Source organism: Mesorhizobium sp. M7A.F.Ca.MR.148.00.0.0 (assembly GCF_003997735.1).
Taxonomy (GTDB): domain Bacteria; phylum Pseudomonadota; class Alphaproteobacteria; order Rhizobiales; family Rhizobiaceae; genus Mesorhizobium.
This window is the reverse complement of record NZ_RZTB01000733.1, coordinates 1-230: the sequence shown is the minus strand read 5'-3', so window position 1 is coordinate 230 and position 230 is coordinate 1. Positions and strand designations below refer to the sequence as shown.

Annotated in this window: 1 protein-coding gene; it reads right to left on the bottom strand. The window is 64.3% G+C overall.

The genetic code is table 11. The annotated features are described in order from the left end of the window. On the bottom strand, nucleotides 1–230 hold a 230-nt coding region (locus EOB49_RS36035; protein ID WP_164782037.1), incomplete at both ends, for a sugar phosphate isomerase/epimerase.

The window sequence follows — 230 nt, the reverse complement described above, 5'->3', positions numbered from 1 at the left end:
TGCTCGCGGATGACGTCCCAGCGCACCGTCGCGTCCTTGCCGTGCACGTGGAAGATGCGCGGCGCCCATTTGCGGATCTGCGGTATCGGGTCGATCAGATAGACGAGCTGGTGGCAGGGCTCCCATTCCAGTCCGAGATTGTCGTCGGGCACTTCGTTGAACATCAGCTCCCAGGCGTCCGGATTGTGGGCAATGTTCCAGTCGCCGGCGGCCCAGCTGCCGTCCATGGC